We start from the raw sequence: 22,923 nt of genomic DNA on the forward strand, positions 1-22,923 counted from the left end.
TAAATAAACTTTGCGTGTAAAACAGTAGTCCACTATTTTTACACCTAAAATTTAAATAAACAATATGGGAAGAGCATTTGAATTTCGCAAGGCACGTAAAATGAAACGTTGGAGTGCTATGTCCAAAGCCTTTACAAAAATAGGAAAGGACATTGTAATAGCAGTTAAAGAAGGTGGACCTGATCCTGATAGTAATTCTAGATTAAGAGCGGTAATTCAAAATGCAAAATCGGTGAACATGCCTAAGGCAAACATCGAACGAGCAATTAAAAAAGCAACTGACAAGAATACAGCAAACTTTGATACGGTCTTATTTGAAGGATATGCACCGCATGGTATTGCTGTTCTAGTAGAAACATCTACAGACAATAATAATAGAACGGTTGCCAATGTGCGCAGTTATTTCAATAAATGTAATGGAAGTTTAGGCGTATCAGGAAGTGTTGAGTTTATGTTTGATCACAAATGTCATTTTAGAATTGCTGCTGCCGATTATGACCTAGAAGAATTGGAACTAGAGCTTATCGATTTTGGCGCGGAAGAGCTTTTCAAAGATGAAGCCGATGAGGAAGATGAAAACTCTCAAGATGGAATCATGATTTATGCAGAGTTTGCAAATTATGGTGCTATACAGAAAGCTCTAGAAGAAATGGGTGCAGAGATACTGAGCTCCGACTTTGAATACATCCCAACTGTTCAAAAAGATCTTACTGAAGAACAAAGGGAAGATGTAGACAAGTTATTAGAAAAGTTAGAAGAGGACGATGATGTGAACAATGTGTATCACACCATGAAAGAAGAGTAGTTAGTCGACAATTAAAGTTTCTTAGAAAACTTTTTTATGTCCGACTTTTTATTTTGTAACTTTCAATCTCTAATTTAAAAATGAATTTAAAATGGTAAAGCAAAAATATCAAAGCGTTCTAGATTTAGGTGAAAAACTAAATATCGAGAACGGCGACGTACAAGTGAACGGCGACAAATTAGAAGTAAGAGGTACTGCAAAAACTCAGTATGAAAAAAACTTACTTTGGGATGAGATTAAAAAGGTAGGTGGAGATTCACCATCTGATATAATGGCTGATATTAAAGTTGCAGATGAGTCTGTATATGCTTATCACACAGTAGAAAGTGGTGAGTCTTTAAGTAAGATTGCAAAACACTATTATGGTGACCCAATGAAATATCACCAAATTTTTGCTGCAAATGATGATGTTCTTAAAAATCCAGATGTGATTCATCCAGGTCAAGAATTGAAAATTCCTAATCTATAATTGTATTAGATAGAATATAAATATTAAACCGCTCTTTAAGAGCGGTTTTTTGTTATCAATCCTTCTTGAATTTTCATTTGAGTGAAATTCTCTAATTCTTCCATAAAAGAAAAGAAATGAGATTTTAAAAGATCATAATGTTCCTCAAGTTCAACAGGAGCAAAGTTCATTTTACTTTTTCCTTTTGTGCGTTTATTCATTTGATAGAATATACTGGAAATACCATCTATTGTTGCGTACTGTAACAGCCAGTTGTTCTCCATCATAATAGGTAAAAATCGTTGAACTTTCGGTGGTAGCACTGGATAATATTCCTTAAGATCTCGATAAAACTCTAGACTAAACTGCTCTAAAGGTGTAGTGTGAAATTCTTCCCAATTTGCCGCTAAAAAATGATCATAATATAAGTCAACAATTACACTGCTCCAAAGACCATATTGTTCTCTAATAAGTGATTTACTTTCCTTAACTATTGGGTGTGTGTCGGTATACGTATCTATATGTCTATGTAGAATAATTCCAGCAGCAACCTCTTTTGGAAACATTTTAAAGTTTTTACCACGCACGGAATCTGCTATAAAATTCCCTATTCTTAGCTCAGTATTTTCGCCTGATAAATAAATATGTGCGAGATAATTCATGTTCAATTTTTGAAAGCGTATAGACTAGCTTTACTTTTGCAGTAAATGTAAGGCTTTAATATGACGTTAATAAAATCAATATCAGGAATCAGAGGAACAATCGGTGGTAAACCCGAAGATAATTTAACACCACTAGATGCGGTAAAATTTGCTAGCGCCTATGCTATGTGGTTAAAGGATTATTCAGGAATTGATGCACCTACAGTTGTCATAGGAAGAGATGCTAGATTAAGCGGTTCAATGATACAGGCCTTGGTGCAAAATACAATTATCGGTTGTGGTTGTAATGTTATAGATTTAGATTTAAGTACAACTCCTACGGTAGAAATTGCCGTACCACACTTTAATGCAAATGGTGGGATAATTCTAACAGCAAGTCACAACCCAAAACAATGGAATGCTCTTAAACTACTTAATAGCAAAGGAGAGTTCCTAGATGGAGTTGAAGGGCAAAAAATATTGGATATTGCTGCTGCCGATGATTTTGAATACGCACAAGTTGACGACCTAGGTACGGTAACACGCGTAGATAATTTCATCGATGTTCATGTAAAGGAAGTGATTAACATGCCAATAACTAAGGTTGATGCTATCGCTTCTAAAAAGTTTAAAGTTGTAGTAGATGCCGTAAACTCTACTGGCGGTATTGCAGTTCCTGCATTACTAAAGAAATTAGGAGTTGAGGTGATAGAAATGTACTGTGAACCTACAGGGCATTTCCCTCATAATCCAGAACCTCTTAAGGAACATTTGACAGAATTATGTGCTGCAGTAGTAGAACATAATGCAGACTTTGGTATCACCGTGGATCCAGATGTTGACCGATTAGCATTTGTGGATGAAAAAGGAGAGATGTTTGGTGAAGAATACACGCTTGTGGCATGTGCAGATTACATCCTAAGTGAGAAAAAGGGAGATACTGTTTCAAATCTTTCAAGTTCAAGAGCATTAAGAGATATAACTCAAAAACATGGTGGCACGTATCATGCAGCAGCAGTAGGTGAAGTAAATGTGGTAACTAAAATGAAAGAGGTTAACGCAGTAATAGGTGGTGAAGGAAACGGTGGAATTATTTATCCAGAATCTCATTATGGCCGTGATGCATTGGTAGGTATAGCTATGTTTTTATCCTTGTTATCAGGTAAAGAAAGCACTGTAAGTGAATTAAAAGCATCTTATCCAGCTTATTTTATGGCAAAAAAGAAAGTTGAACTGACTAAAGGAATGCCAGTAGATGCGATTTTACAAGAAATTCAAAGCAACTATCAAAACGAAAACATTACCTCTATTGATGGTGTAAAAATTGATTTTCCAGAAAATTGGGTACATATGAGAAAGTCAAACACTGAGCCTATTATACGTATTTATACAGAAGCACAATCACAGGAAGTTGCCGATAAGTTAGCCGATAGATTTATCTCTGAATTGAAGGAGATAGCTCAACGTCACGCTTAACATCTTGAAGGGATGTCTTCCATCTTTTATGCGACCAGAGGTAATACTCTGGTTGCATTTTTATTTGATCTTCTAGTAAAGAGAAAAACTTATCCGTTACTAACCACTCAGGTTCTTTGGAGGCGTCGTCCGTAATTTTATGAAATGTTGTTTCATAATAACCTCTTTTAATTTTTTTAATTGCAAGAAAAAAGACAGGAAGACCATACTCGGCAGCAATGCGTTCTCCACCTCTGAAAACAGCGCTAGGCTTGTTGAAGAAATTGGTAAAGTATTGAGATCTTGCTCGTTTTGGAGCTTGGTCGGCTACCAGCGCAAATAAACAACGCTCGTTATCTGCCTTTTCAGACATTACTCGAGTAGCATGTCTCATTGGAACCATGGTAGACCCAAATTTCTTTCTTATGTCTGTAATCAGTTGATTAAATTTTTTATTCTTAATAGGCTTATAAATAGCATACACATTAAAATGTAAAACCTCGTCCAGTACCATGGACCATTCATAGCTACCTGCATGACCAAATAAAGCTACAATTGATTTGTCCGCTTTCGCGAAAGCGTTAACCATCTCAGCATTTGTACAAGTAAATCTTTTATGCATCTCTTCCTTACTTATATGTAAGGATTTCATCATCTCAATAAAAATATCACAAAAGTGTCTAGTACTTGCTTTAGCGATTCTTGTAACTTCTTTTTCATCAAAGTGAGGAAAGGCCGTTCGTATGTTACTCTTTGTAACCTCTTTGCGATATCTTATAATGTAGTAAAGTATAAAATAAATGAAATCACTTAATCTATAAACCAGCCAAAATGGTAAGACAGATACCAATCTAATTAATGCATAAGCTATATAGAATAAGAGGTTTTGCATGTGCGTTATTTTTTAGCAAATATACTATCTTGTCCGTTCTCAAGATTTAATGAATTCTATGGATTTAGTCACTTTATTTGTTATTGGCGTTACATCATTGGTCAGCTTTAAGGCTTTTAATGATCGGTATTTCTTTGATCGCTTTAAATTTAATATTGCCGGAATAGAGCGTGGTGAACAATGGAGGTTTTTTACAAGTGGTGTTTTACATGCAGATTTACAGCATTTGTTTTTTAATATGTTTACCCTTTTCTTTTTTGCCGATGAAGTTGTAGGTTCTTTTAATAGCGTTAAATTTTTAATTATCTATTTGGCTAGTATGTTAGGTGGTAGTTTTTTGAGCTATATCATCAATAGAAATAATTATGCCTATAGTGCTGTAGGGGCAAGCGGCGCAGTTTCTGGAATTATATACAGTGCTATATTGTTGGATCCATCAATGCGTATTTATTTTGGTATTCCAGGATGGATATTTGGAATAGGATACATGATTTATAGTATCATTGGAATGCAGCGCAAGGCCGATAACATTGGACACGATGCGCACATAGGTGGTGCCATTACTGGTTATCTTATTACTCTTCTATACGATTATAATATTATTCTCGATCGACCTTTTGTGGTAGGAGCGATGCTGTTACCCATTATTGCCGTAATAATTCTTATAAAAATGAATAAGGTTTAAGAGCCCAATAGCTCTTCTAGTTTATTGTGCAACTGTTGGCCACGTAAATCTTTGGCCACTATAACACCATTTTCATCCAATAAGAAAGCTGCAGGAATAGCATTAACATTGTATTGTCTAGCAATTGGCCCAAAGTATTGAAGTCTGCTTATATGATCCCACGTTAGATTATCTTTTTCAATAGCTTGTTTCCATTGTTCTTCAGCTCCTGGTTTATCTAGAGAAACTCCTAGTATACCAAAACCTTTGTTTTTATATTTTTGGTAAGCATTTACGATGTTAGGATTTTCTCTACGACATGGTCCACACCAACTTGCCCAAAAATCGATAAGTGTAACCTTATTTTTTGCAATTACTTCTTCAAGTTTTATAACCTTACCGTCAGGATTATGCCCTTCAAAGCTAGGTGCTTTTCTTCCAATTCCTACAGACTCTATTTTACGTAAATAATCATCAATCCTAATTGAAAGTTCTTCACGTTGAACATCTGCACTGAACTTATTGAATTCTTGCCTTGCATCAATAGGATCGATTAATTTTGAACTTACTAAATCACCTAAAATTATAGGACCTAATAGAGTGTTTGTATTTTTTGAAATATAATTTTTAGATTGAGAAACATAGCGTTTTTCTTCTTCCTGCCATTGTTGTATTACCTGGTTTAATTCTTGTAACTGACCAGATCTTTGAAAATTAGAACGCTGCTGATTAAAGGTTTTTGACTCTGCTCGGTATTCATCCTGAATTGCTTTATAAGTATTAAACTGGTCATTTAGTTTACTTCCCTTAACAGAACTCTTAAATACAGAGTCTTTATTCACTTTAACTTCTACCGGATTATTATCGTGTAAATAAACAATACTTCCATTCGAGCCATCTACATTTAAAAAACGAATTTCCGGTTTTTCCACTTCATCAACGGGATCAAAATGAAATTCTTCATTTATTACGACTGCTGTATCTATAAACTGTTGCTTTCCATTTTCACCTACTTTACCGTAATACACTCTCATACCATTTAACACACCTGGAGCATTTCCATTTATCATATGTTTATCGGTAGTTTCTTTGTTACAACTTACCAATACGGTTACAATCATTAAACTGTATAAAAACTTCATCTTTTTATTTTAAGTGGCACAATATACAGAGCAAAGTTAAAACATGGGTTAAACTTATCTAAAACATCAGCCTATTCTCACAAGTTAGATTAGCAAAAAAGTTAACTTTGCAATAATGAAAGAGGAAAAGGAATTTTTTCAAATAAAACTTAATTTTAAGTCTTTGCTTGATACTTATGTAGAAAAACTGGAGTTAGAAACTTCTAATTTCAAAAGGCTGTATTTGTCCTCATTAATTCAATTTGTTGAGAAAAATGAAGCCCTTTATACTGAGGTACCTATTGATAAGATCGCTCATTATGAATCTGATATAGATACTGTTCTTACAGATCTTTTTCCTACCGCATTGACTTTAAATGAAATTAAAGCGGCAACCGTACCTTTTTCGGATCAGATTTTCAATTTGACTACAAGATTTAAAAATATTATCAGTGAAGCTGGTGATGATTTTAAATTTGATGTCATGGAATCATTTTCCCAGGATAAATACCGAATGGCATGCGGTGCGATCCTTAAAATTTTCTACGGAAGATTTGTAAATTTTTCCAAACCGTTACAAGTAAGTATTAAAAATGCATCGGGAGCACTTAGAACTTATCGCATTACTTATAATGCCGATTTTGTTAGGATTAGTCTCAATGATGAGAAATACAGGTTGAGTGAAACACAAATAGCTCAATTATTAAGAGAACATGATAATATGGAACTTTGGAAAGAATATTTTCCGCCGCAAGCATATTCTTTTGAAGGTTTTGGAATCATTTCTCTTACCGATGTTACCATAGATAATGCAATTTCAGAATTAAAAACCATTTTCCTTAATGGTAAATCAATGGGTGATACCCAAAATGATAAAGTAGAATCAATTTTTCGAACTATGTTTGGAATTGAGGATTTAAGAGCTGGGTTTACAAGCTTTAATCACTACGATAAATCATTTGAAACATTAATGTACGGTGATGTAGTTAGTTATTTATTGGGTCAAAGTCATGAGAAGAACTGTGAAAATGCCTTATGTAGAGGAGCTTATAAAAATTTAATCAACGATTTCACTCCATTAGTCATTTCTGATGTTGAAGAGTACTTGAACACGGTTCAAAATACTTTCCTTGCAGAAAACCTCATGAATAATGGCATTAAAAGTGCGACCTTTTATCCTGTTCATGAAAACGATCGCTTACTAGGTATTTTAGAGTTAGTTAGTGGTAAAGAATACGAACTCAACAACTTCAATGTGAGTTTGTTAGATGCAGTAGCTCCTTATCTTAAGGCGGTTTTATTAAACTCTGAACGCGAATACGAAAATAGTATTAATGCCATAATTCAAACTGAATGTACCTCCATTCACGATAGTGTAAAATGGAAATTTGAAAATGAAGCCAGGCGTATTCTTAAATCACGTAGCGATGGTGGATCTGCACAATTTGAAGATTTAAAGTTTGAAGACGTTTATCCTTTATATGGTCAAATTGACATTGTAGGTAGTAGTGACACGCGTAACAAAATGATCAAGGATGATCTTTTGAGTCAACTTGAAGAGGTTGAAGATATTTTCGCTTTCGCGAAAGCGCAGCAACCATTACCACTTTATGCACAACTTGAATACCGAGTACACAAATACGTCAAAGAGCTAAGAAAAAAAGAGCTAGATGCTAATACAGAAAGAAAGATCATAAAATTTCTAGCAGAAGAAATTCATCCTGTGTTTAATCACTTCAAACAAATAAATCAAGAGATAAAACAACAGATTGAAACTTATGAAAGTTTCTTGGATCCTAACGAAAATGTAAAACATAGTCGTAGAATTGATTATGATAAATCAGTTCAAATTATGAATGATGCAGTGGCTGGTGTTTTGGATAAAAGACAAGTAGAAGCACAACGTATCTATCCTCATTTCTTTGAACGTTTTAAAACTGATGGAGTAGAACATAACATTTACGTAGGTAATAGCATTACCACTGCAAATGACTTCAATCCAGTATATCTTTATAATTTAAGGCTATGGCAACTACAAGTTCTTGTGGAACTTGAAAACAAATTTTACGAGCTTCAAAAGGAATTACCTGTAAAAATTGAAGCAGCTTCCATGATACTGGCATTTGAGAATACCCTTACTATACGCTACCGAATTGATGAGAAAAGATTTGATGTTGATGGTTCATACAACGCTCGTTATGAAGTTGTGAAAAAACGAATAGACAAGGCTTTAATCAAAGGAACTAATGAGCGTATTACACAACGTGGTAAAATAGCTATTGTTTACGCGAGTAAGGATATGGAAAGAGAGTATTTACGCTACATAGATTTCCTTAAACACAATAACCTTATTGAAGATAAAGTAGAAAAGCTAGAGCTTGAAGATGTTCAAGGAGTTGCAGGATTAAAAGCATTACGGGTAAGTGTACTCTATAACTTTTCAGACAGTCAGACTACACTTACCTATAACGATCTTATTAAGGAATTGCAGTTCTAATTTGTTGAAAATCGGTAGTATAAAAGGCAATCACAAAAGATATTACGCTCACGATAATTCCAACCATGAAGATGGTATAGGTCCATCTTAATAAGGTATACTTTCTATTGAGAACGACACCTAGTAACCATAAATCTTTAAGCAAGCTTTCATAGACCTCTTCCTTATTATCTAAAAGACCCATTAAGGCCTCTCTATATTTTTTAAAAGGGACCTTATGAAAATTACCAAAAAATAATAAATTCACTTCTCTATTACGTACTTGTTCGTCAGTAAACTCACCTGATGTAACATTAGGTCGCGTACTCATAATAGATAGTATAATACTCGCGACAGAGAATAGTATTAATATTAATGTAGGAAACAACAAGTGTCTATTTGTTGGTGCGTCTAGCTTCGGAATTATATTAGCCAGTGCAAGAGATATAATAATGGCATTGACTGATAATAGAATATTAGCTTTAGTATCTGCTATATCAGATAATTTGATATGATTACGTAACGTCGTTCTAAAAAGGGTTTGGATAGCTCTTTCTGGAGATTGATTTTTCAAATCTACCTTAAGCTGCTCCTTTTTAATTTTATTTTTACTCTTCTTTTTCTTTTTAAGCAGCCTAAGCAGGTTTTCATTCTTCGATTTATTCCAATTTTTAATAGCGTAATCACTATAATATCTATGAAACTGTGTAAAAAACTTAATGTTTTCTGCTCGCCACTCTTTATTTGTATATAATTGACCTCTTAATTCTAACTCCTTTTTTAATAACTCGCTCGTTTCTTTATAATAATCTTTGGCAAAATGCGAGCTGTCGGCATCTAGAATAATTTCTTCTAATTTATTTTGAGGTAATCTATCGCACTTTGTGACTTTTATAAGTGTCACAATTTGTTCAATAATAGCCTGATCAACGTTATGTTGTTTCAGGTAAGCCTCTGCCATTTCAGCACCAACTTCCTCATGATTTTCATCACTTTGAGTATAACCTATATCGTGAAGTAACGCTGCTAAAGTAAGTATCTGGGCTTCTTTAACATCTATTTCGGAATTGTCAATGATTTCCTTTATACTTTTAACTACGCGTTTGGTATGGGTATAGTTGTGATACACATACCTTTCGTCTAGGTTTTTCTTGAATAAATTCAATACGTAATCGTCAGTAATTTTAATCAGGTCATCCATAAAAAGTGTTTGCATAAAAATAGTAGTAATATTCACTGCATGAAAAAAAATAACATATTCTTAGGCCTTATAGCTTTAATACTTGCCTCATGTGCTAGTTTCAAAGCTCAATATAAGGAAGAAAATCAATCAGTTTTTCCTAACAATGAATCCATAGATAAAAGTTTTTATTTAATAGGTGATGTAGGACTATCTCCTATGAACGGTAAAAGTGATGGTTTATTAGCTTTGGAGTCATATTTAAAAGATCAATCTATTTCAAAAGATGATCATTTAGTTTTTCTAGGTGATAACATTTATCCTACGGGAATGCCTAAAAAGGATGATGAATTTAGACCTTATGCCGAAAATCATTTGAATGCTCAAATAGAGGTAGCAAAACAATTCGGCGGTCAGGTATTGTTTATTCCCGGTAATCATGATTATTATAATGAAGGACTTGATAATGTTGAACGAGAGAAAGAGTATATCGTTGAGGCGATGGGTGATAAAGATGTATGGCAGCCCAAAGTAGGTTGTCCTATAGAACTAAGAGAAATAGAAGACGACGTTCTCATGCTTATCATCGATAGTCAATGGTATCTCGCAAAATGGGATAATTTACCTACTATCAACGATGACTGTGATCAAATTAAAACAAGAGAACAATTTTTCCTAGAAATAGAGAGCGAACTAAAAAAAGCTCAAGACAAAACAATTATAGTTACGTTACATCACCCGTTGTATACAAACGGTATACATGGTGGTCAATATGCAGCAATCAAGCATTTATATCCTTCTCAAAACAATATTCCGGTGCCGGTTCTAGGCTCTTTAACATCACTTATAAGAACCAGTGGTGGAGTAAGTGCACAAGACAGACAAAATAAAAGGTATCAACAAATGGCCGATCGTATTGCAACACTTATACGTGCAAGTGCTGCCAATCGTGTAATTGTAGCAAGTGGTCATGAACACACTTTACAGTATATTGAAAATGATGGCGTACGACAGATTGTTTCAGGATCTGGAAGTAAACAAGGATATGCCGCACTAAGTAACGATGGTTTGTTTGCTTATGGAGGTAAAGGTTTTGCTAGACTAGATGTAATGAAAGACGGTAGTTCCTACGTTAGGTTTTACAGTTTTGAAAATGGTACTTACAATCTGTTATACACCAAACAGGCAATTGAACCACAGGAAGATTTTGATTTAAAATCATTACCTGAAAATTATCCCGCTTTCGCGAAAGCGAGCATCTACACCAAAGAACAGGTTGATAAATCAGGATTACATGAATCTATATGGGGTAATAAGTACCGCGATCTTTATGGAACAGAATTGAATGTTCAAGTAGCTATGTTAGATACTTTAATGGGTGGACTTACTGTAGAACGCGGTGGTGGTGGTCATCAAACAAGATCATTGCGTTTAGTAGCAAAAGATGGTAGAGAATACAACTTGCGAGCATTGAAAAAAAGCGCTGTTCAATTTTTACAAACCACTGTATTCAAAGAAGATAATATAGCGAGTAGTTTTGAAGATACAGGAGCAGAAGATCTTATTTTTGACTTCTACACAGCTGCACATCCCTATGCTTTTTTGACGGTTCCTACACTCGCTAGCGCCATTGACGTGTACCACACAAATCCGGTGCTTTACTACGTGCCAAAACAACCGGCACTAGGCAACTACAACAAGGAATACGGTGATGAATTATACATGCTCGTTGAACGACCAGAGGAAAATCATAAAGATTTAGAATCATTTGGTAAGCCAAATGATATAGAAAGCACTGCCGATGTCTTTGAGCGATTAAGGAGAGATGAGAAATATAAAATTGATGAAGAATCCTATGTAAGAGCCAGATTATTTGATATGCTTATAGGTGATTGGGATCGTCATGCAGATCAATGGAGATGGTCTGAATTTGAATTGGAAGATGGAACTCATTTGTTTAAACCAATTCCTAGAGATAGAGATCAAGTATATTCCAATTTTGACGGTGCATTGTTTGCCACATTAAGAGCTATGATAGGAATCACTAATCAATTTGCTACTTATGATGAAGATATTAATAACCTAAAATGGTTTAATACAGCTGCCACCTATCTAGATCGTAATTTATCTCAAAATTCTGGGAAGGAAGTATGGCTAGACCAAGCGGCATTCATTCAACAATACCTGACTGACGAAGTCATTGATGAGGCTTTTGATAAGTTACCACAAGAAATTAAAGCTGCTGAGAGTACAGAAGTCATCAAGAAGAATATGCGAACTAGACGTGACAAAATGGTCAAAATAGCCACAAAATACTACGATATTATCTCTGATCTAGCTATTCTTACTGGTACTGATAAGGATGATTTTATAGACATTGAAGTGATAGACAAAAACTCTACAAGGGTTTCCATATACAGAAATAAGGATGGACAACGAGCAGATGTTGTGGCCCAACGTACCTTTTATAAAAATGAAACTGATGAAGTATGGGTTTATGCGCTAGATGATGATGATGTAATCACTTCAACTGGATCAACAAAATCAAGAATTAAAATTCGAGTAATCGGTGGTCAAAATAATGATATTTATAAGATGGATAATGGTAAAAATGTATCTATTTATGATCACAAGTCTAAACCAAATAGCATCGAGAAGAAAGGGAATGCTAGATTAAGATTGACAGATTCATATGATGTGAATCTATATGATCCAAAGAAACAAATAAGTACAGCAGGAGCTTTTACGCCAGGTATTGGGTTTAATCCTGATGACGGTTTTAGAATAGGTATTCAAACAAGTTATATCGTAAAAGGATTTAATAGAAACCCAAATACTCGAGAGCATAGATTTAAAGCTGGTTACTATTTTGCTACACAAGGATATGATATTAATTACAACGGTGTTTTTGCAGGAGTTTTTAATCACGGTAATTTAATCGTTAAGGGAAGATTCGCAGGTCCAACATTTGCTGAAAACTTTTTTGGATTTGGTAACGAAACCGTAAATCTTGATGATGAGTTGGATTTTGATTACAACCGTGTGCGATTAAGTGAAATTTCAGGAGGAATTGGTTACAGTTACGTAGGTGAATACGGTTCTAATTTATCTGCGACTTTTGAAGCACAAGGATTTCAAGTAGAAAGAGATGAAGAAAGATTTTTAGCACAATCAGGCTTTGATAATCAAGAAGATTTTTATGAGCGCAATTGGTATGCCGATTTAAGTGCAAGATATAATTATGAAAGTTACGATGTTAAATTAAACCCTACGCGAGGTATGATCTTTGACCTCGTGGCAGGTGTTAATACCGAATTTGATGATTTAGAAGGTTCTTTTGGGTACTTAAAACCAAAACTAGGTTTTCATAATGCTATTAGTCGTGACAGAAAATGGGTTTTAAAAACTTTATTACAAGGTCAGGTTAATATTGGTGACGATTTTGAGTTTTTTCAAAGTGCTCAATTGGGTCAAAACACAGGTTTAAGAGGTTATCGTTTACAAAGATTTTCAGGAGAAAGCGCCATGGCTTTCAGTGGTGATGTAAGGTATAGTTTCAATGAATTTAATTCAGGTTTTGTTCCTCTACAAATTGGAGTATTTGTAGGTGGTGATGTAGGTAGAGTATGGTTAGATGGTGAGGATAGTTCAAGATGGCACAATGATTATGGTGGTGGATTCTATGTTAACAGTGCCGAGGCAATAGGAGCAACTTTTAATTTATTTCATGGTGCTGATGGATTTAGATTCAGTTTTCAAGTTGGATTTAGCTTCTAACTTATATTTTTATCACTTGATATAGATAATTTTTACATGATAAACAAAAGTACCAGCATTTCACTTATTGCAATAGGTAGTTTACTAGTACTAATAGGTCTTTTATTTTACGCTTTTAACATTGCAGGATCTATTGGTATGTTTGTGTTGGGTGGAATATCCGAGGTTTTAGGGATTGTATTTTTAGCCTTACACTATAAGTCAAAACGGTAAATATTACCATCGCTGTGTTTGTTCTCTTCGTCTGCTATAAACAGTTCGGAGTCATTAATAAAACTAATTGCTTCCTTTTGTGAGAAGTGATCCAATTTATATTCCGTCACTTGGTACTCATTAAAATCACTATCATAATCTGTTAGTATGAATACCTTATCGTAGGTTAGTAAAGCTATTTTGTTTTTAAATACATCAGCGGCAGTTACTTGACAATCATTTTTATCATTGCAAATTTCAATTTCTGTTAGTTTTTTTGCCTTTTGCGGTACAGTCGATATCGGGAATGTATAAACCGAAGTTTTTCCATTAAAGTCTTTAGATCGATTACGGGTAAAGATGTAAAAATTGTTATTTAGAACAACTAGCGATTCAGCATCAAAAAGTCGCTCTTTCTTTTTTGGAGGAAACTCATCTTGATCTTCGTAATAAAAGGGATGCGCAACAGCATTCAATTCAACTTTACCTGAAAGTTGTTCTATATTTTTAATAGAAGCCTCATAAATAACTAGATCCTTTCTTTTATTATAATTATTACCGGTATCGGCAATATATATATTAGTGGTACTTCCGTTTTTTATAACAGCCATATCTTCCCAATCTACATTATTCCATTGATCACTATGTAACTCTGCAACAACACCTTTATTGATATCGCACAAGTAGATTATTGATTTTCCACCGCTATCGTTTAATGCCAAGTACATAGTATTGGAAATAAATTCCATTCCACTACATTCATCTATAACATCGGGCAAGTTTGCAACAACTGGAAGCTTATCATTTTTTAGGCAACTTGTAGAAATAAAAAAGGATAATAGAAGAAGGAAATATGCTTTCATGTGTGATTTTAACTAATTAAAAAAAAGAAACCGAGCTAGATAATTAGTCCAGCTCGGTAGATTTATGATCTCAAAAGTATTAGATAGATTTATGAGTATCGCTTGTATTCATAACCCATGCATCTAACATCCAACTTTCTTTCTCTAGTTCTCTAATGTAAGCTCCTATTAAATCAATAGTACCTTCATCACCAGCAGCATCGGCTACTTCAACAACCTTTCTCATTTGTGTGATCAATTTTCCATGATCGGATAATAGTTGTTTTACCATTTCAACATCTGTATGTTCAGATTTTGATTCTTCAATGGAAGATAGCTCTAAATACTCAGATAGGTTAGAGGTAGGTTGATATCTCAAAGTTAAGATACGTTCTGCTATCTCATCTACTTTGATTTTAGCCTCATCGTACATCTGTTCAAACTTTTCGTGAAGATCGAAAAAGTTATGTCCTACTACATTCCAATGAAAATTACGCAGTTTTTGGTAGTATAAGTGGTAATCTGCCAGTAATACGTTCAATTCTGTAACGGTTGTTGCTGTTTTTTGTTTATCTAAATTTAAATAACTCATAGTTGTATTTGTTGTTTGGTTTTGTGTTGAATTTGATTCGGTATGTGTAGTAGTAACAGGCTCTTTTAAATCAAATTGCTCTGGTCTACTACGATCTCCAAAATCACTTAAATATTGTTCTCTATTTTTAGGTTCAAATTTCCTTTCCATTTTTTTATTTTAAAGATACAGCATCATAACGTTTAACATCCGTAAGGTAACGTTAAACGTTGTTTATATTATCCTAATGCCATCTTTAGGCATAGTTACAAAAAACCTTTCAAAGCTGTCTTCTGCGACCTGTTTCCATAGCATGGGCGCATATCCTCTTTTTAGACTTTCTTGGACTATGGGAAGTATGGTTGAATGATTGTAGGAAACTTCTAGTTCATGAGCATGTGATTTCCATAAATGCTTGTGAGGTAAAAAATAGGTGTGTGATGAGTACGCTTTCGCGAAAGCGTTATAATCCAAATAGTATCCTGAGATACATGCTTTATTTATAAATGGAAATGGTTTGTTCCAATGATTTTGCGGAATAAATACATGGGCAAGAAAGCAAACTTGCTGTTTTAATGCATCAACATTAATATCTAATTTCTCAAGAGTTTTTCTAGTTTCTTTACGATATAAAAGTGGTAATTGATGCTGCTGTAGTCGGTGTAACTTTTTAAGAAAAGTATCGCGTCTATTAGGTCCCACATAACGAGATAGCTCCTTAACTCTAGAATCGTCCAATAGGTTTGATTTTCCCTTTGCGCAAGGATCATAAATATAAAATTTGTAAACCAACTCAACGTGTAATTGCTTTCCGGTAATTTTGTTTTGAAGTATGTAGTCTATTTCACCTAACGTCTCCTTATTACTGAAGATTTGTTCGTTTGAAAGTAAAACATCATAATTTTTTGATTGCTCTACGCAAAACTTAAAAAAATATTCTGCTCTTTTTCCTAGTACAGTATTAGGTGGAATATTGGGTAAATCTATTTTTGAAGTTGACTCCTTAAGATGTGAGAAATCTAAGCTATCCAGAGCAAACTGTTCCATTCCCGATAGATTACCCTTCCAAAAATTTCTGGTTGTGAAAAAGGCCTCAAATCGTTTGTAGGTGTCGTTCATTTACTTGAAGTCGCATAAGGCTGCTTGAGATTTCAAAAAGCTGCGACTGCTAGGACCTAAGTTAAATAACAAATCTAGACCAGACAAGGGTTGCAAAAACCCGTGTTTCTCTTGAAAAACTTGAATGTAAGACTGATATATGGGATGTTTATTACCCTTGGCGGTGATCAGTTTCTGAGCCTTGATGTCTCCTTGATAGTTACTGGTGTAACTTATTTTTGGTAAAATTTGTAATTGTTCTAATAAAAACTGTGTACAGCTTAAATTCCATTTCATCAAAGAGGATTCCTCTTTTGCATAGAGTTCTAATAGATCCTGCTCATAATATTCATAGTAAGGACTGTTTTGATAAGCACTTTTAATTGCCCTTAAATGATTGAGTTTCCATTTTTCAGAATAATCAATTTCAATACTTGAGTACGGCACCGATGAACCTGACTTTTGATGAATTATGGGAATGCTAAGAGCGTTTTTACCATTAGTAGTTGCAATAACACACCTGTTGCGATAGGTTTGTTTTACGTAATTGTCGTGAATTTCAAAAACAAGTTCATCACAGTGATAGGTGTTAATTAGACTGATAACATCCATAAAATAACTAGGATGTACAATCAACTGTGCCCTAGATTCCATAACTATTATTTTTTACCTTTCTTCTTTTTGTAAAGGTATCTACCTGCAATATATATACCTATAGCTATTACTACATACAGCAAGTATGATTTTGGTTTTCCGTCACCATTAACGGTTTGAATCATACGATCAGTTCTTAGGGCTGAAGGGAAACTTTTACTTGTATCATAACTTGCCCAAATAAGAACTGGTTTACCTACTATATGCGTTTCTGGAACGTAACCCCAATAGCGACTGTCCAAGGAGTTATCTCGGTTATCTCCCATAAGCCAGTAGTAATTTTGTTTAAAGGTGTAACTAGTAAGTGGTTTTTCATTTAATAGAACCTGATTTCCTTTAAATGAAATTGTATTTGAAATGTTCATTTCGCTTCCCTCGTACACCTCAATTATTTCTTTATAGTAATCGATGTTTTGGTTATTGATTTCTACAGTCTGATTTTTTGCAGGAATTAGAAATTCTTTTCTTGTACTACTGTTATTACCAGTCGATGCATTGTATGGGAAAGCTCTATAATCAGGAATTCCAATTTCAATTTTTTGGTAATTAGATATTACGCCATCTGCCTTAAGCTTTTCCATAGATGCCTTGGTAGCAGAGTTAAAACCTATACTATCAGGATATTTATCAGGATGTATAGTTGCATATCTCAAACCATCAGTTATATCATACTTTTCTCTTAATATCGCTGGATTACTAAGAACATTACGGTCAATAGGTGTGAAAGCATACGCATTTTGAAGTTTTGCGCGTTCTGGCATTTCAAGTAGTTCACCATTGATATAAACTTCACCATTTTTCATTGAGAGTAAATCACCAGGGATTCCTACACAACGTTTTACATAATTTGATTTCTTATCGATAGGTTTATAATGATATTTACCGTCATCTTGGCCATAAATATTCACACTGTCTACAGGCCAATTAAAAACTACAATATCATTACGTTTTACATCTTGAAAACCTGGTAACCTGGTATAAGGTAGCTGTGGTCTAGGTAGATAACTTTTTACATTTGCTACTGGAATCGTATCGTGCACCATAGGAAATGCAATAGGAGTCATAGGAAGTCTAGCACCATAATGAAACTTACTTACAAATAACGCATCACCTATTAATAAGGTTTTTTCTAACGATGAAGTCGGAATAATAAAAGGTTGCATGACATAAGTATGAACAATGGTCGCTGCAATTACAGCAAAAAGAATACTATTTGTCCATTCACCAGCTGCCGTTCTAGGTTTAAGCTCTCTTTCCTTAATATGATTAAGTGGTAGCGCATAGTTAACGTAAAACAAATAAAGTCCTAGTGTAAGGATAACCAGTACGGTATGTTTAGTTTGATTGTATCCAAAACTGCGCAGTAAATCTACCCAGATAACAATAAACATAATTAGGTTAACCACTGGAAGGAATAATAGCAATACCCAGTACCAAGGTCGGTTAATAATCTTAGTTAGTATATAAGCGTTAAAAACAGGTACAAAAGCTTCCCAAGGCTTATGACCTGCTGCCACATACATCTTAAAGGTAGCTAACCCGTGAATAATTTGTATTACTATAAAAAACAGGAACCATTCTGTCCACTCCATAATTTAAATATCTTGGTATGTAAGTAAGGTTGTAACTATATAAGTTACAATCCTAATACATCTTTCATTGTAAAAACTCCTTTTTTGCCGTGTATCCATTCTGCGGCTATTACAGCACCTAGTGCAAATCCATCACGACTGTGAGCTGTATGTTTAATTTCAATTTCGTCAATATCGCTACTGTAAAAAATACTATGTGTGCCTTTGACATCTTCTTCTCTAATAGCGTCAATAGTCACTATTTGTTCATCATTGGTTTGTTCTAGTGACCAATTGGTTTTTTTAAGAGGATCTTTAAGACCTTCAAATAAAGTAATTGCTGTGCCGCTGGGTGCGTCCTTTTTTTCAGTATGATGAATCTCATTCATACTTACTTTGTACTCGTTAAATGTACTCATCATAGCTGCCAGCTTCTTGTTAAGTTCAAAAAACAGGTTAACACCAAGAGAGAAATTTGATGCGTGAACTAAACTACAGTTCTCCTTTATTACAAGGTTTGAAATATCATCCAGATCATCATTCCAACCCGTTGTTCCACAAACTGTTGGGACATTTAACTTAATCAGTTCATTTAAGTTGTTAAGAACTGATTCTGGCGATGTGAATTCGATAGCAACATCGGCGATTTGTGCTTGTTTCATTTGATCATTCCTGCCTAAACGAGCTACAATTTCATGTCCGCGACTTGTTGCAAGACGTTCAATTGTTTTACCCATTTTACCATAACCAACTAGAGCTATCTTCATTTTAAAAATTATAGGTTAGAGAAAATCCAAAATTGCTACCAGCACTTAGATTATTATAATCAATATAGGGTAAAACAGCAATATTGCGATCTACACTAAACTGACTTAAATGGCCATCAACATTGGCATCGATAATTTGTAGGACATAAGCTGCTGCTGCTAGCAATAAACTTAATTCTTTATTACGTTGTGATACTTTTTGGGCACGTTCTAATCCTTGAGTAGAAATGATAGGATTACCATTCTCGTCAGAGAATTCATCATTGGTACCACCGGCAAGCCTTATTTTAAAAGCATCTCTTAATCTGTTGTATTCGTTGTCATTCCTTATGTAGAAATATACACTGGTACCTATAAGGCCATAGGCTATTGGTACTTTCCAATATTTTTTATTATAAACTTGTCCCATACCAGGTAATATAGCACTGTAAAATGCCGCTTTACTTGGTCGGTTTGCATCGTATACAATTGGTAGTGTATCATTGGCAACAAGTACGGTATTTAAGTCCTGTTTTTCAGGTGTATCATTAGAGTCATCCTGGGCATGACACCATGCAGAACTTAAAATTATAAATATGTAAACTAGGTGCTTAACCATTAATCAATTTGACAATACGTTCAAAATCTGCCTTTGAAGCATAATTAATGGTAATTTTTCCTTTCCCAGAACTATTCATGGTAGTAGATACTTTGGTGTCCAAATGTTCTCCTAGCTTTTTAGTTTGAGATTCTACTTTTTCTGGAAGAGAATTCTTTTTAGTTTGCTTTCGCGAAAGCGTACTATCCTTAAGCCCTTTAACTAGTTTTTCAGTATCTCTTACTGATAAATTATCTGAAATTATACGTTGATATATATCCAGCTGATCATCTAGGCTATCGACATTAATTAGAGCACGACCATGACCCATTGAGATAAAACCATCTCTCATACCAGTTTGAATAATTGGATCTAATTTTAATAGTCGCAGATAATTTGCGATAGCACTACGTGATTTTCCTACACGTTCACTCATTTGTTCTTGCGTAAGACTGATCTCATCGATAAGTCGCTGGTAGGATAATGCAATTTCAATAGGATCTAAATCCTGACGTTGAATGTTCTCAACAAGCGCCATTTCTAGCGATTCTTGATCATTTGCTATACGTACATAGGCTGGAATTGTGGTGAATCCTAGCATTTTTGAAGCACGACAACGACGTTCTCCCGATACTAATTCATATTTTCCAAACCCTTTTTTACGTACCGTAATGGGTTGAATAACACCTAATTCTTTGATAGAAGAGGCAAGCTCTTTTAAATGCTCTTCATTGAATGATGTACGTGGTTGAAACGGATTCATCTCTATGTCTTCAAGAGGTAAATCAACTACGTTTCCTACAATTTTGTCTGCGTTTTTATCTTGTGCGGTTTTTATTTCATTTGTCTTATCGTTTAATAAGGCAGATAAACCGCGACCTAAGGCCTGTTTTTTTGTTGCTTTGGCCATGAGTTATGCGTTTTTATTTATCAATTCGTTTGCTAGACTCAAATAGTTCTCCGATCCTTTGCTGGATGCGTCATAATTAATGATACTTTCTCCATAACTAGGAGCCTCACTTAAACGAACATTACGTTGTATAATTGTTTTAAAGGTCAAACCTTCAAAATGCTGATTAACTTCTTCTACTACTTGATTGGATAATCTTAATCTACTATCGTACATGGTAAGTAGTAATCCTTCTATATCTAAATCTGGATTGTGAATTTTTTGAACACTCTTAACTGTGTTTAATAATTTGCCTAATCCTTCAAGAGCAAAGTATTCACATTGGATAGGTATTAACACCGAGTCACTTGCAGTAAGAGCATTTAAAGTAAGTAACCCTAGAGAAGGAGCGCAATCTATAATTATAAAATCAAAATTATCCTTAATAGAGGATAAGGCTTGCTTCATCATGTATTCTCTTCGGTCAATATCTACTAATTCAATCTCTATAGCGACTAAATCAATATGAGCTGGAATTATTTGTACGTTAGGAGCGTTAGTTTCCTTAATTAATGACATGGCCGGAGTAGAATTCTCTATCAACTGGTAGGTTCCTGCTTCTATAGTCTCTACATCGAGTCCTAATCCCGATGTAGCATTAGCTTGTGGATCAGCGTCTATCAATAAAACCTTTTTTTCCAATACACCTAGCGATGCCGCTAGATTTACTGCTGTTGTTGTTTTACCTACACCACCTTTTTGATTAGCTATTGCTATAATTTTACCCATGCTTTTGTAAAGAAAATGTGAGCGATAAAAGTAATTATTTAGTTCTTATTTTTACTAGTCTGTGACGGCTATTTATTAACCTAGGTTTAAGCTGTTTTAACTCAATCGTTTATATAAACCTTAAAAACGTAAATCTATTGCAATCTAATAAAAAGCTGTTAATTATTGGTGCTCATTGGCCTAACCCAAACGGATCAGGTACTGGTACAAGGATGATTCAATTAATCGAAACTTTTCAGTCTCAATATGAAATTCATTTTGCAACTGTTTTACCAATTGATGATAACTTTTGTAATCGTCATACTATATATGGTCATCGTATTGAATTAAATAATCAATCTTTCAATGAATTTGTAGGAGAATATTCTTTCAGTCATGTACTTTATGATAGGTTTATGATTGAAGAACAATACAGCTGGAGAATAAGAAAAGTTTTACCAGAGTGTATTCATATACTAGATACAGAAGATTTACATTTTTTACGAAAGGCTAGGGAAGAGGCTTATTTGAAAGATTCTATTGTAAATTTTGATAATGAATACACTTATCGAGAGATTGCTGCAATTCTTAGAGTTGATTATTCTTTAATCATAGCTAATTATGAAATAGAGTTGCTCAAGTCACACTTTAATATTCCATTAGAAAAATTAGTATTTGTCCCTTTCTTATATAAAAATATTGAATGTTCAATAGCAAATTTTGATGACCGTGAGCATTTTGTTTTTCTAGGCTCAGGAAAGCATAGACCGAACATAGAAACGATAAAATTGCTAAAAAATAGTATTTGGCCCTTGATTAGGCAATCTCTTCCTAAAGTAGAATTACATATTTATGGTTATGAGTTACCGGCATTTGTGAATCAAATGCATTCAAAAAAAGAGGGCTTTATCGTTAAAGGATACTGTGAAAATATAGAGATAGAATTATCTAAGTATAAATTAATGTTGGCTCCTATTCCATATGGTGCAGGTATTAAGACAAAAATATTTGATGCACTAAAGTGTAGTTTACCGATAAACGGAACGGTATATTTATGGGAAGGGATTTCATCTGAAAAAATAGCTTTAGACAGTATAGAAACAATTGATAAACAGTTATTTGTAAGTAAGTCTGTTAAGTTGTATCAGGACCATTCTTCATTAGGTGAACTGTTAAATTATCAGCTTGAACTATGTAATACTTTGTTAAAAAGACAAACAACTGTTAAAAAAGCACTATTAAATATAATGCTAGTTGGTAGTTCGTCGAAATTATCAATAGAACAACGCATGATCAGATATTTTAGTCAAAAACAATACGAATTTTTCTCACGTTTTTTAGAACAAAAAAATATAAATTCTTAAAACCCTTGAACTTTTTATCGATGAAATGCATCGATAAACTGTTATGCAGTGAATAATAAAAATAAGATAAAAAACTGTATATCAGTATTTTAAACTTGTTTTTTACGTTTTTTTAAGAAAAAATAATTTTAATTCAATTTGCAAAATCCATTTTCTCCATAGGCTGAAATT

At 34.0% G+C, this 22,923-nt stretch carries 20 protein-coding genes; 7 read left to right on the top strand and 13 right to left on the bottom strand.

The features are described 5' to 3' along the window. Positions 1 to 64 precede the first annotated feature (64 nt). Both BST91_RS04515 and BST91_RS04520 read left to right on the top strand, forming a co-directional pair. Positions 65 to 805: a YebC/PmpR family DNA-binding transcriptional regulator gene (locus BST91_RS04515; protein ID WP_060522580.1), complete on the top strand. Its 741-nt coding sequence runs from the start codon at positions 65 to 67 to the stop codon at positions 803 to 805. A gap of 91 nt (positions 806 to 896) precedes the next feature. Continuing rightward, positions 897 to 1,274 carry a LysM peptidoglycan-binding domain-containing protein gene (locus BST91_RS04520; RefSeq protein ID WP_042278678.1) on the top strand — a complete coding sequence of 126 codons (378 nt, stop codon included), beginning with the start codon at positions 897 to 899 and terminating at the stop codon, positions 1,272 to 1,274. Between the two features lie 35 nt (positions 1,275 to 1,309). Here BST91_RS04520 and BST91_RS04525 read toward each other — a convergent pair whose 3' ends face one another. Continuing rightward, positions 1,310 to 1,915: an acyl carrier protein phosphodiesterase gene (locus BST91_RS04525; protein WP_085774619.1), complete on the bottom strand. Its 606-nt coding sequence runs from the start codon at positions 1,913 to 1,915 to the stop codon at positions 1,310 to 1,312. A 60-nt stretch (positions 1,916 to 1,975) separates the two neighbouring features. On the opposite strand from BST91_RS04525, the gene glmM reads away from it, so the two are divergent. Next, positions 1,976 to 3,370, top strand: coding sequence for a phosphoglucosamine mutase (glmM, locus tag BST91_RS04530; RefSeq protein WP_060522578.1), 1,395 nt, complete (start codon positions 1,976 to 1,978; stop codon positions 3,368 to 3,370). Here glmM and BST91_RS04535 read toward each other — a convergent pair. Further along, a complete protein-coding gene (locus BST91_RS04535; protein ID WP_085774620.1) occupies positions 3,330 to 4,241 on the bottom strand; it encodes a lysophospholipid acyltransferase family protein in 912 nt (303 codons plus the stop codon). The genes glmM and BST91_RS04535 overlap by 41 nt on opposite strands. 58 nt (positions 4,242 to 4,299) lie before the next feature. On the opposite strand from BST91_RS04535, the gene BST91_RS04540 reads away from it, so the two are divergent. Next, the gene (locus tag BST91_RS04540) at positions 4,300 to 4,926 is read left to right on the top strand and encodes a rhomboid family intramembrane serine protease (protein WP_317043061.1); all 627 of its coding nucleotides are present in this window, start codon (positions 4,300 to 4,302) and stop codon (positions 4,924 to 4,926) included. Here BST91_RS04540 and BST91_RS04545 read toward each other — a convergent pair. Further along, positions 4,923 to 6,047, bottom strand: a complete 1,125-nt coding sequence (locus BST91_RS04545; RefSeq protein ID WP_085774622.1) for a TlpA disulfide reductase family protein — start codon at positions 6,045 to 6,047, stop codon at positions 4,923 to 4,925. The genes BST91_RS04540 and BST91_RS04545 overlap by 4 nt on opposite strands. A gap of 115 nt (positions 6,048 to 6,162) precedes the next feature. Between BST91_RS04545 and BST91_RS04550 the strand changes: the two genes are divergently transcribed. Next, complete coding sequence (locus tag BST91_RS04550; RefSeq protein ID WP_085774623.1) at positions 6,163 to 8,523, top strand: GAF domain-containing protein; 2,361 nt, start codon at positions 6,163 to 6,165, stop codon at positions 8,521 to 8,523. Here the strand turns inward: BST91_RS04550 and BST91_RS04555 are convergent. After that, positions 8,504 to 9,718 carry a Pycsar system effector family protein gene (locus tag BST91_RS04555; RefSeq protein WP_394335647.1) on the bottom strand — a complete coding sequence of 405 codons (1,215 nt, stop codon included), beginning with the start codon at positions 9,716 to 9,718 and terminating at the stop codon, positions 8,504 to 8,506. The genes BST91_RS04550 and BST91_RS04555 overlap by 20 nt on opposite strands. A 24-nt stretch (positions 9,719 to 9,742) precedes the next feature. Between BST91_RS04555 and BST91_RS04560 the strand changes: the two genes are divergently transcribed. Continuing rightward, positions 9,743 to 13,459 carry a metallophosphoesterase gene (locus BST91_RS04560; RefSeq protein ID WP_085774624.1) on the top strand — a complete coding sequence of 1,239 codons (3,717 nt, stop codon included), beginning with the start codon at positions 9,743 to 9,745 and terminating at the stop codon, positions 13,457 to 13,459. Positions 13,460 to 13,653: 194 nt separating this feature from the next. Here BST91_RS04560 and BST91_RS04565 read toward each other — a convergent pair whose 3' ends face one another. From BST91_RS04565 to BST91_RS04605, 9 genes are all read right to left on the bottom strand, one after another. After that, entirely contained in the window at positions 13,654 to 14,514 is an 861-nt protein-coding gene (locus tag BST91_RS04565; protein ID WP_085774625.1) for a hypothetical protein, read from the bottom strand. Between the two features lie 79 nt (positions 14,515 to 14,593). Continuing rightward, positions 14,594 to 15,085 carry a Dps family protein gene (locus BST91_RS04570; protein ID WP_042278762.1) on the bottom strand — a complete coding sequence of 164 codons (492 nt, stop codon included), beginning with the start codon at positions 15,083 to 15,085 and terminating at the stop codon, positions 14,594 to 14,596. Positions 15,086 to 15,298: 213 nt separating this feature from the next. After that, on the bottom strand, positions 15,299 to 16,183 hold the full coding sequence (locus BST91_RS04575) for a DUF1853 family protein (RefSeq protein ID WP_085774626.1): 885 nt from the start codon (positions 16,181 to 16,183) through the stop codon (positions 15,299 to 15,301). After that, the gene (locus BST91_RS04580; RefSeq protein ID WP_085774627.1) at positions 16,184 to 16,816 is read right to left on the bottom strand and encodes a WbqC family protein; all 633 of its coding nucleotides are present in this window, start codon (positions 16,814 to 16,816) and stop codon (positions 16,184 to 16,186) included. A gap of 5 nt (positions 16,817 to 16,821) precedes the next feature. Next, positions 16,822 to 18,408, bottom strand: coding sequence for a signal peptidase I (gene lepB / locus BST91_RS04585; protein ID WP_085774628.1), 1,587 nt, complete (start codon positions 18,406 to 18,408; stop codon positions 16,822 to 16,824). 44 nt (positions 18,409 to 18,452) lie between these two features. Next, positions 18,453 to 19,154, bottom strand: coding sequence for a 4-hydroxy-tetrahydrodipicolinate reductase (gene dapB, locus BST91_RS04590; RefSeq protein ID WP_085774629.1), 702 nt, complete (start codon positions 19,152 to 19,154; stop codon positions 18,453 to 18,455). A 1-nt stretch (position 19,155) separates the two neighbouring features. Continuing rightward, positions 19,156 to 19,752 (bottom strand): DUF5683 domain-containing protein, encoded by a 597-nt coding sequence (locus BST91_RS04595; protein WP_085774630.1) that lies wholly within the window; start codon positions 19,750 to 19,752, stop codon positions 19,156 to 19,158. Beyond that, on the bottom strand, positions 19,745 to 20,641 hold the full coding sequence (locus tag BST91_RS04600) for a ParB/RepB/Spo0J family partition protein (RefSeq protein WP_085774631.1): 897 nt from the start codon (positions 20,639 to 20,641) through the stop codon (positions 19,745 to 19,747). Before BST91_RS04600 ends, BST91_RS04595 begins: the two co-directional genes overlap by 8 nt. 3 nt (positions 20,642 to 20,644) lie before the next feature. Next, positions 20,645 to 21,409 carry a ParA family protein gene (locus BST91_RS04605; protein WP_060522567.1) on the bottom strand — a complete coding sequence of 255 codons (765 nt, stop codon included), beginning with the start codon at positions 21,407 to 21,409 and terminating at the stop codon, positions 20,645 to 20,647. A gap of 137 nt (positions 21,410 to 21,546) precedes the next feature. Here BST91_RS04605 and BST91_RS04610 point away from each other — a divergent pair, with 137 nt between their 5' ends. Then, a complete protein-coding gene (locus BST91_RS04610) occupies positions 21,547 to 22,752 on the top strand; it encodes a glycosyltransferase (RefSeq protein ID WP_085774632.1) in 1,206 nt (401 codons plus the stop codon). Positions 22,753 to 22,923: the final 171 nt, after the last annotated feature.

This window comes from Nonlabens tegetincola (assembly GCF_002117085.1).
In the GTDB taxonomy this organism is placed as follows: domain Bacteria; phylum Bacteroidota; class Bacteroidia; order Flavobacteriales; family Flavobacteriaceae; genus Nonlabens; species Nonlabens tegetincola.

Coding starts and splice junctions, on each gene's coding strand:
- BST91_RS04605 (WP_060522567.1), bottom strand. CDS start 21,409: ATGGGTAAAATTATAGCAATAGCTAATCAAAAAGGTGGTGTAGGTAAA.
- BST91_RS04550 (WP_085774623.1), top strand. CDS start 6,163: ATGAAAGAGGAAAAGGAATTTTTTCAAATAAAACTTAATTTTAAGTCT.
- glmM (WP_060522578.1), top strand. CDS start 1,976: ATGACGTTAATAAAATCAATATCAGGAATCAGAGGAACAATCGGTGGT.
- BST91_RS04575 (WP_085774626.1), bottom strand. CDS start 16,183: ATGAACGACACCTACAAACGATTTGAGGCCTTTTTCACAACCAGAAAT.
- BST91_RS04600 (WP_085774631.1), bottom strand. CDS start 20,641: ATGGCCAAAGCAACAAAAAAACAGGCCTTAGGTCGCGGTTTATCTGCC.
- BST91_RS04595 (WP_085774630.1), bottom strand. CDS start 19,752: ATGGTTAAGCACCTAGTTTACATATTTATAATTTTAAGTTCTGCATGG.
- lepB (WP_085774628.1), bottom strand. CDS start 18,408: ATGGAGTGGACAGAATGGTTCCTGTTTTTTATAGTAATACAAATTATT.
- dapB (WP_085774629.1), bottom strand. CDS start 19,154: ATGAAGATAGCTCTAGTTGGTTATGGTAAAATGGGTAAAACAATTGAA.
- BST91_RS04555 (WP_394335647.1), bottom strand. CDS start 9,718: ATGCAAACACTTTTTATGGATGACCTGATTAAAATTACTGACGATTAC.
- BST91_RS04580 (WP_085774627.1), bottom strand. CDS start 16,816: ATGGAATCTAGGGCACAGTTGATTGTACATCCTAGTTATTTTATGGAT.
- BST91_RS04515 (WP_060522580.1), top strand. CDS start 65: ATGGGAAGAGCATTTGAATTTCGCAAGGCACGTAAAATGAAACGTTGG.
- BST91_RS04570 (WP_042278762.1), bottom strand. CDS start 15,085: ATGAGTTATTTAAATTTAGATAAACAAAAAACAGCAACAACCGTTACA.
- BST91_RS04540 (WP_317043061.1), top strand. CDS start 4,300: ATGGATTTAGTCACTTTATTTGTTATTGGCGTTACATCATTGGTCAGC.
- BST91_RS04520 (WP_042278678.1), top strand. CDS start 897: ATGGTAAAGCAAAAATATCAAAGCGTTCTAGATTTAGGTGAAAAACTA.
- BST91_RS04525 (WP_085774619.1), bottom strand. CDS start 1,915: ATGAATTATCTCGCACATATTTATTTATCAGGCGAAAATACTGAGCTA.
- BST91_RS04535 (WP_085774620.1), bottom strand. CDS start 4,241: ATGCAAAACCTCTTATTCTATATAGCTTATGCATTAATTAGATTGGTA.
- BST91_RS04545 (WP_085774622.1), bottom strand. CDS start 6,047: ATGAAGTTTTTATACAGTTTAATGATTGTAACCGTATTGGTAAGTTGT.
- BST91_RS04565 (WP_085774625.1), bottom strand. CDS start 14,514: ATGAAAGCATATTTCCTTCTTCTATTATCCTTTTTTATTTCTACAAGT.
- BST91_RS04560 (WP_085774624.1), top strand. CDS start 9,743: ATGAAAAAAAATAACATATTCTTAGGCCTTATAGCTTTAATACTTGCC.